Source organism: Glycomyces algeriensis, assembly GCF_027622855.1.
Taxonomy (GTDB): domain Bacteria; phylum Actinomycetota; class Actinomycetes; order Mycobacteriales; family Micromonosporaceae; genus Glycomyces; species Glycomyces algeriensis.
In genome coordinates, this window is the sequence record NZ_JAPZVR010000019.1 from 55910 (window position 1) to 63475 (window position 7566).

The 7566-nt window shown below is 67.8% G+C and carries 9 protein-coding genes; 3 read left to right on the top strand and 6 right to left on the bottom strand.

Translation table 11 applies throughout. The features are described 5' to 3' along the window. Window positions 1-7: 7 nt before the first annotated feature. From O2L52_RS22565 to O2L52_RS22575, 3 genes are all read left to right on the top strand, one after another. Window positions 8-1495: a tyrosine-type recombinase/integrase gene (locus O2L52_RS22565; RefSeq protein WP_270118397.1), complete on the top strand. Its 1488-nt coding sequence runs from the start codon at window positions 8-10 to the stop codon at window positions 1493-1495. Beyond that, window positions 1495-2121 (top strand): hypothetical protein, encoded by a 627-nt coding sequence (locus tag O2L52_RS22570; protein WP_270118398.1) that lies wholly within the window; start codon window positions 1495-1497, stop codon window positions 2119-2121. Before O2L52_RS22565 ends, O2L52_RS22570 begins: the two co-directional genes overlap by 1 nt. A 339-nt stretch (window positions 2122-2460) precedes the next feature. After that, complete coding sequence (locus O2L52_RS22575) at window positions 2461-2868, top strand: DUF1761 domain-containing protein (protein WP_270118400.1); 408 nt, start codon at window positions 2461-2463, stop codon at window positions 2866-2868. Between the two features lie 42 nt (window positions 2869-2910). Here the strand turns inward: O2L52_RS22575 and O2L52_RS22580 are convergent, their stop codons facing one another. The 6 genes from O2L52_RS22580 to O2L52_RS22605 all read right to left on the bottom strand — a co-directional run bounded on the left by O2L52_RS22580 (window position 2911) and on the right by O2L52_RS22605 (window position 7356). Continuing rightward, window positions 2911-3534 carry a hypothetical protein gene (locus O2L52_RS22580; RefSeq protein ID WP_270118401.1) on the bottom strand — a complete coding sequence of 208 codons (624 nt, stop codon included), beginning with the start codon at window positions 3532-3534 and terminating at the stop codon, window positions 2911-2913. Window positions 3535-4164: 630 nt separating this feature from the next. Next, window positions 4165-4491 carry a hypothetical protein gene (locus O2L52_RS22585; RefSeq protein ID WP_270118402.1) on the bottom strand — a complete coding sequence of 109 codons (327 nt, stop codon included), beginning with the start codon at window positions 4489-4491 and terminating at the stop codon, window positions 4165-4167. A 114-nt stretch (window positions 4492-4605) separates the two neighbouring features. Further along, window positions 4606-5565, bottom strand: coding sequence for a C40 family peptidase (locus O2L52_RS22590; protein WP_270118403.1), 960 nt, complete (start codon window positions 5563-5565; stop codon window positions 4606-4608). Window positions 5566-5633: 68 nt separating this feature from the next. Beyond that, window positions 5634-5933: a thioredoxin domain-containing protein gene (locus tag O2L52_RS22595; RefSeq protein ID WP_270118404.1), complete on the bottom strand. Its 300-nt coding sequence runs from the start codon at window positions 5931-5933 to the stop codon at window positions 5634-5636. Between the two features lie 137 nt (window positions 5934-6070). Next, window positions 6071-6997 (bottom strand): M56 family metallopeptidase, encoded by a 927-nt coding sequence (locus tag O2L52_RS22600; RefSeq protein ID WP_270118405.1) that lies wholly within the window; start codon window positions 6995-6997, stop codon window positions 6071-6073. Beyond that, complete coding sequence (locus O2L52_RS22605) at window positions 6994-7356, bottom strand: BlaI/MecI/CopY family transcriptional regulator (RefSeq protein ID WP_270118406.1); 363 nt, start codon at window positions 7354-7356, stop codon at window positions 6994-6996. The genes O2L52_RS22600 and O2L52_RS22605 overlap by 4 nt, the downstream gene beginning before the upstream one ends. Between the last annotated feature and the right edge of the window lie 210 nt (window positions 7357-7566).

Below are 7566 nucleotides of genomic sequence, written 5' to 3' on the forward strand. Positions count from 1 at the left end.
ACCCCCCATGGGATGCTCCCTGAAGCGACTCAACTCCAAGGGCGAGCGGCGCTGGACCGCCGTGTACTTCGACCGCCGCGGCGACCGGCGATCCGCCGGCACCTTCGCCACGAAGAAGGAAGCCGACAAAGCCTGGAAAGACGCCGAGGCCAAGGTCAACGCGCGACGCGGCGACCACCTCGTCCGCGGCCAGGTCGCCTTCCGAACCTACGTCGAAGAGACCTGGCTCCCGAACGTCACGGTCGAGGTCAAGACCCGCGAGGTCTACACCTACCAGCTCTACGCGCACATCATGGACTTCTTCGGCGACCTGACGATGCTCGACATCTACTCCACCGACGTCAAGGAGTGGCTGACCGAGCTCAAGCAGCTGGGCGTCAAGGCCACCACCAGGAAGCGCCTCAAGCAGCTCCTCAGCTCGATCCTCAGCAGCGCGGTAGACGACAAGTACATCGTCGAGAACCCCTGCCTGCTGGTCAAGACCGACCCGGTCGCACAGAAGCCGCTCAAGATCATCACCCCCGACCAGTTCAGCACCTTCTACGAGGCCCTTCCGGACGAGATGTCGAAGCTGCTCGTCGAGACCGCGATCGAAACCGGCGGCCGCTGGGGCGAGCTGACCGAGTTCCGAGTCAAGGACTGGGACACCGATCAGCGGGCCTTCACGATCAGCCGCGCGGTGGTCCAAGTGCGCCCCGAGTTCCACCCGGAAGGCAAGCGGTTCTTCGTCAAGGACTACCCCAAGGAGGGCGGCTACCGCATCGTCAAGGTGGCACCGCACCTCGCCGCGAGGATCGACGCCCACATCGCGGCACACGCTCTGGACGAAGACGACCTCCTCTTCTGGTACAAGCCGCTGCGCCACGGCGAGAACACTCCGGGCTCGGCGTGCCGCCTCTCTCCCCCATCGGGCAGGACGAAGCCGAACGCGAGAGGCCGGACATACGCCCACGGCACGATGAGCGCCTACACCGCCGGGAAATGCCGGTGCGCTCACTGCAGAGAGGCGATGGCGGCCTACCGGCGTTCCCGTCGCGCCAAGGGAAAGGACGATCCGCGTCCGGGGCGCCGCTGGGACACCGACGGCCACATCCCCAACCGCTGGTTCCGCGAACAGATCATCAAGCCCGCGTTGAAGAAGGCCGATATCAAGGTCGACATCCGGATGCACTTGCTGCGCCACGCGCACGCGTCCTGGCTCCTCAACGGAGGCGCCGACCTCATGGTCGTGAAGGAAAGACTCGGCCACGGCAGCATCACCACCACCGAGCGATACCTCCACACGGTCCACAACGCAGACGAAACCGCCCTCGCCGCCCTCGACAAGGTGCGCAAGCACCAGCACCCGAGTGCTCAACCCGATGACCGGGATCTCCGAAGCATCCCGACCCAGCGCCAACCTCTCTCAAACGAGGAGCTGCTTGCCCAGATGGCGGCCCTGCAAGCCGAGCTGACCAAACGCCTGAGCGGCGGAGAGGCAGGAAGCGCAGCCTGATGAAACTGCCGAACTTCCGTCGGAGGAATCGCCACCAGCGCGGCAACACCCCGGTCCCCCAGCCTCACTTCATCGACGCGCTCCCGATCGGCCCCGGCCTGATCTACCCGGACATGCTGCCGGAGAACGTCTGGGGCTCGAACCTCCGCGGCATCCTCCCCAAGGCCGACTGGGACCGTCTACGCATCCCCGTATGCGAGGCGGCCGGAAACCGCTGCGAAGTCTGCAGCCAGCCGGGATACGACCCTGACACCGGCAGACAGCGGCGCCCCGACTGTCACGAGCTGTGGCACTTCGAGGTCACCTCAACCTCGGCAGTTCAGCGACTCGCTCGACTTGTCGCGCTGTGCCCGGACTGCCATCGCGTCCAGCACGCGGGCAGGGCCTCGGTTCGGGGTGAGCTGTCCAAGGTCGTCGGGCAGCTGCGAGCGGTCAACTCCTGGAACCACTCCGAGGTTCGGCAGGCGCTCCACAACGCCGAAGAAAGGTACCGATGGAGGCGGCAGTTCAACTGGGACTTGGACCTCACGCTCCTAGCGGGGAAGATGCGTGTGGCTCGTTGCCCGAACCTGGTCGTCCCAGCCTCGGAGCGGACTCGACTCGGAAACTCATTCGATACGGAATAAGCCGAGGATGTCTGGGGTGATGCGGATTCGCGCCACCCCAGACGTCCCCGGGAGCGGTTTATCCGCACAGTGCTTCGGGCCCGCGGTCGATCGGCAAAGGCTCAATGGAGCCGGTCAGGCCCTCGCTGCGCCAGGCGGCCAAGGAGATCAGGACTGCTACGCCGACCGCACCGCCAGACATGATCGAGCGTGCGGTCCAGCGTAAAACGCCCTACCGTGCCGCTGATGACACTTTTTTGCCAGCACCCCGGACGCCGAGCCCACGACGAATCTGTCGCTCCCGGGTGCTACACCTTGCCCGACCGATCCTGCGTTCGCAGAAATCAGAGGAGCTGTGCAATGGAGATCAACTGGCTCGGAGCCGCACTCGCGCTCGTAGCGGGCATGGTCGTCGCGTTCATCTGGTACCAGAAGGGCTTCATCGCGAACGCCTGGGAGCAGCTGACGGGCGTCACGCCCGAGCGCTCAAGGCCCGCCCGCTCGAGGAACATGGCCCAGCTCCTCATCGCCAACTGCGTGACCGCCATCGGCCTCGCCGCGGGCATCGCTATCGCGTCGGAGGCGACCGGCAACGACTCCGTGGGCCTGGCGCTACTGGTCGGCCTCACGGCATGGCTGGCCTTCTCGGCCACCACGCTCCTCCAGCACAACGCCTTCGAGCTGAAGCCCGCGAAACTGACCGCCATCAACACCGGATATCAGCTCGCGCTGTTCCTCGCGATGTCGCTCGTGATCGGGCTGCTGTAGCGCCACCGATCAATCGCTGAGGCCACCGAAGCGGCGCGGATGTCAGTCGTGTTCCTCTCCGGGGGCGTGGGTGTGGTCCTCCTCTTCGGCGGTCTGCTCAGGGTCGGCGCTCACCTCCGTGTCCGCCGGAGACTCCATGTCCATGTTCTCGTCGGTACCGTGCTCGTGGTCGTGGCCGTCGTCCTCATGGTCGGCGGTCCCAGGGTCGTGCGAGTGGCTGTGCTCCAGTGCGGCAGTGGATCCCGGGACCGCAATCGCGCCGAGCGCGACGAAGGCCAGCACGACGACCGCTCGATAGCCGCCGACGGACAACACGCCGTGGCTCTCCCGTGGCAGCAGCGACCACAGCAGTCCGACCACGATGGCGACTTCCAGTGCGGCGGTGATCAGATCGGCTGCGCCGAATGCTTCGGGGACACCCGCGTGGGGGCCGAACGGCACGCCCCACACGCGGCTGACTCCCCAGAGCCCGAGGATGCCGAGGTTGGCCAGGATCCCCGCCACTCGCAGGAAGACGTTCCCGATCGGGAACGACAGCACGCCCCAGAGCAGTTGGAACCCGGCCGAGGCGGCGAAGAACGCCCCGGCCAGGGGCCACTCCCCCCAGTGGGCAGGGGTCGCGAAGACGTGGACGACGCCTGCGGCCAAGCTGGCTATGGCAGCCACTTGACGAGCGAGTTTGGCCTCGGTTCGAGCCCGGGGAGTGCTCTTCGCGAGTTCATTGGCATCGTCGAGCTGAGGCTTCCCCAATGAGGACGGTGTCCGATCGCCGGCGGTGGCGGTGGCCCGGTCGGGAAGCAGTGAGAAGACCTGCGTGTCCCAGTCGTCGTCCGCCTCAGTCCCGGACCAGCCTCGGTCGGTCGCAGGGACGCTGCCGGACCGGTGGTCCGGGTAGGGCTCGGCCCACTGTCGGGCTGGGTTCGCACTCGGTCGCTCGCCGGATGCCAGGCCACGACCCGCGCGCGGCATAGGCCGCTGGGGTGCTGCGGCCGAACGGTACCCGGCACTCGGAGCGCTCTCCATCGCCGGTCCGGGTCGATCGAATCCGGATCGGCGTTCGACGCCTTCACCGCCGAAGCGCCGGGAGGGACGCCGGGGCGGGTAGCGGTCGTCAGTTTCAGCGGACGGCTCGGAGCTGTACATGCGTCCGTTCGGCGCCTGCCGGTTCGATGTCGTGCGGGGTCGGCCGTCTTGGGGATAGGTCATGGGTGGTCCCTCGCTTCAGGTCAGTCGGCGGCGCGCGGCGCCGCCGGAGGGGTCGGAGGAGTTGCGGACGCCCGGGGAGGGCGACCGCTTCTAGACCCTGTTGATCTGAAGCTCGGATACGGGATCGGTGGGAGACCGGTCCCTGGCGTCCACAGTGTCCGCAGCCGGCGCATCGGGAACCGTGCAGTTCGCGACGAATGGTTCGGCGGTGGTCTCAGCGAGAGTGTCGGTCACGGTGTCGGGGAGCGTCGCGAGCCCGCATGAGTGCGCGCCATGGTCGTGGGACGGCGGGTCCGCGTGGTCTTGTTCGGCCTCGTGGCCATGCGAGGGCATCGCATGCAGGTCGCTTTGCGGACCGAGCAGGTGACCGAGCGTGAGGAGTGCGGCGATTCCTGCCAGCCAGAACGCGAATCGCATGCGGCCCAGTGGACACCTCGCATCGCTGACGGAATCCCGGCCGCCGGCGCCGATTGCGTCGACGGCACCCGCGACTGTAACACGCGCCACGGTCCACGGCGGGATCCCAGAATGCTAGTGGAGGATCGTGGTCGCGCCGTACCAGACGTTGCCGTGGTCGAGCTCGACGACCTTCACCACCGTGCGGGAGTTCGGAGCGTGCACGATCAGGCCGTTGCCGATGTACATGCCCATGTGCGAGAGGTCGTTGTAGAACACCAGGTCGCCCGGTTGCAGCTCGTCGCGGCTGATACTCGCGGTCGAGCCGTACTGGGCGGCGGCGTTGTGGGGCAGTTCGATGCCGATCTGCGCATAGGCGCGCAGGACGAGGCCCGAGCAGTCGTAGGTGTCGGGCCCGGCAGTCCCCCATACGTACTGCTTGCCGACCTGGTCGAGCGCGAAGGACACGACTGCGTACTCGTCGTCGGTCATGTACGGCAGGTCGTAGTCGGTGATCGCGTCGCCCGCGGCGGCCTGCCACTCCTCTTCGAGGTCGGCCATACGGGCGTTGAGCTCGTCCTGCTGCTGCTCGAGGTCGGCCTCCTGCTCATCCAGGTCGGCCTGGAGGTCTTCGAGGAGGTCGAGCTGGACCGTGTACTCCTCTGAGGCGGTTTTCAGCTCGTCCAGAAGATCGAAGTTGTAGAGGTTCGCGGAGTTGAGCCGGTCGAGGCGTTCGACGAACGCGTCGGGCGAGCCCGATTCCAGCAACAGGGCCGCGTCGCCGATTCCCTGGTCCACGTAGGTCGCGGTGAGGTAGTCGGCGAGCTGCTGGCGCAAGGCGTCCAGGTCGGCCTCGGCCGCGTCCAGAGACTCCTGGGTCTGCGCGATCATGTCGCGGTTGTCCTGCGCTTCCTGCGCCAGCTGGTTGTACTCCTCTACGGCCGCGGTCAGATTTGCATCGGTCTCCTCGATCTCGTCGTTGATGTCGGAGGTGTCCCGCTGGCCCCAGGCGGGGGCCGAGGCCACCCCGGAGACGAGGAGGCCGCCGACCACGGCGATCGACGTCCATTTGCGACGGAAAGACGAAGGCTTCATGAGCGGAGTGCTCCTTCGGGGATGGGATTCAACGCAAGCGTGCAGCGGACGGGACACCGGCCAAGGACCTAGCGCCGCTGATCGGCCGGTGGCAGCGCGGGTACGCCGCCGCCGATGGGACGGATCGACGCCAGGGTCATGCGGAGTCTGCCTTCGTCCACCTCGCCGCAGCTGAACAGCACGCCGTCGAGCAGCAGCCCGGGGACGGTGCGGATGGCGTGTTCGGTTGCGAGCCTTCGACCCTCGTCGCTCGCGAGGGTGATCTCGGTGACGGTGAGCTCGAACTCGGCCGACAGGTAGTGGAGCACCTCTTTGGCCCGGCCGCACGAGTCGCAGCATGGCTCGGTGACGAGCGTTATCCCGGTCATCGGCCGGTCCCCTTCAGCGCCTGCATCGCCCGCAGCGGCTCGGCCATCGCAGCTCTCCCCCGTCCAGCCATTAACTACTATGCAGGATAGTAGTTAAACGCGAGGACTGCCACCCCTCATGGGGGACGAGGTCGCTCCTAGCAGCAGGCGAAGCCGACGGCGGTGAGGACCGGGGCGGCGAGTACCAGCACCGGCACGGACACCGCGACGGCGTTGCCGCCGAGGATCGTGCCTACCCCCGCCGGTCCGGGAGCGGCGGGCGCGTCGAGCAGGCGCTCTATGCGTGCGACGGTGTCGCCGCCGCTGGCGGCCAGCGCTTCGACCGGGGTCTGGGCGGTGGCAACGTTCAGGAGGCTGCGGGCGAGGGTGCTGCGGGAGGCGCTGCGCGCGGCGGCGTCGTCGGCGGCGAGTTCGACGAGGTGCCCGATGCGATCGGGAAGGTGCGCGAACAGCGGCAGCCGTCCGAAGGCGCGTCGCCCGGTCTGTGCCAGCGCGACGAGCAGGTGATGGCGGCCGGCGAGGTGGGCGCGTTCGTGTGCAAGCACGGCGTCCAGCTCAGGCCGGTCGAGCAGCTCGAGCGCACCGGAGGTGACGGCGACCAGGCCGCCCTTGCCGGGGATGCAGTAGGCGGCGGGGCATGCGGATTCGACCACGATGGCACCGAGATCGCGGTCGTGGGGCGCATTCGCCAGGGCGCGACGCAGTCGCAACCGCTCGGCGGCCGTCGAGCGCGCGACCACGGCCCCGGCGAAAACTATCCACATCGGGAGCGCCCAGGTCAGCGCGACGGCGACCACGGCGACGATCGGACCCGCGATCGGACCGTGCAGCTCCCGCAGGGCCAGCACGCAGTCCTCGACCGTTCCGGCGGCGAACGCCTCGGTCGGGTGCACGATCGCCGCTCCCGCGAGCACGAGCGCCAGGACGAATGAGAGGGCGAGGGCGAACCAGGTGGTGATCGCCAAGCGCGGCAGGGCGACCGGCCATCGGGCTCGGTCCATCAGGCGCGGGCCGAGAACGGCGAGGAGTACTGCGTATGCGAGGAGGATCAGTGCCGCGGTCACCGCTGCTCCTCAGCGGCGTCGAGGATCTCGCGCAGGCGCGCAAGCTCTTCGGGATCGATCTTGCCGATGAAGCGCAGCAGGGTGGCGCTGCGGTCGGAGGAGGATTCGAGGACGGCGGCCATGGCGTCGGCGTCGAACTCCTCACGGGACTGGGCGGGCCGGTAGGCCCATGCCCGGCCGACGCGTTCGCGGGTGACGGTCCCCTTGCGGTGGAGGTTGTCCAGGACCGTCATGACGGTGGTGTAGGCCGGCTCCGGGTCGCGGTGGAGCGCGCCGAGCACGTCGCGGACCGTGGCCGGGGCGGACGCCGACCACAGGACCGCCATGATCGCGGATTCGAGCTCGCCGAGTCTGGGCATGGGGACCTCCCTCTCGGCGTGAACCCTATCCTTCAGCGGCGGAATCCATCTACTATTTGTAGTAGTAGTTGGTTGTGCGACTATTCCCGAACTGTTGATTCGTGGCCGCGATCGGGAACGGAGAGCGGGGCCGGGCGACGTTGTCGCCCGGCCCCGCCGGTCTAGTGGTTCACCCTCACGCCGCAGTGGTCACCACTGCCTTCGTGCGGC

Bases quoted from the DNA above. Each gene is read 5' to 3' on its own strand.
- O2L52_RS22565 (WP_270118397.1), top strand. From the start codon at position 8: ATGGGATGCTCCCTGAAGCGACTCAACTCCAAGGGCGAGCGGCGCTGG.
- O2L52_RS22570 (WP_270118398.1), top strand. From the start codon at position 1,495: ATGAAACTGCCGAACTTCCGTCGGAGGAATCGCCACCAGCGCGGCAAC.
- O2L52_RS22575 (WP_270118400.1), top strand. From the start codon at position 2,461: ATGGAGATCAACTGGCTCGGAGCCGCACTCGCGCTCGTAGCGGGCATG.
- O2L52_RS22585 (WP_270118402.1), bottom strand. From the start codon at position 4,491: ATGCGATTCGCGTTCTGGCTGGCAGGAATCGCCGCACTCCTCACGCTC.
- O2L52_RS22590 (WP_270118403.1), bottom strand. From the start codon at position 5,565: ATGAAGCCTTCGTCTTTCCGTCGCAAATGGACGTCGATCGCCGTGGTC.
- O2L52_RS22595 (WP_270118404.1), bottom strand. From the start codon at position 5,933: ATGACCGGGATAACGCTCGTCACCGAGCCATGCTGCGACTCGTGCGGC.
- O2L52_RS22605 (WP_270118406.1), bottom strand. From the start codon at position 7,356: ATGCCCAGACTCGGCGAGCTCGAATCCGCGATCATGGCGGTCCTGTGG.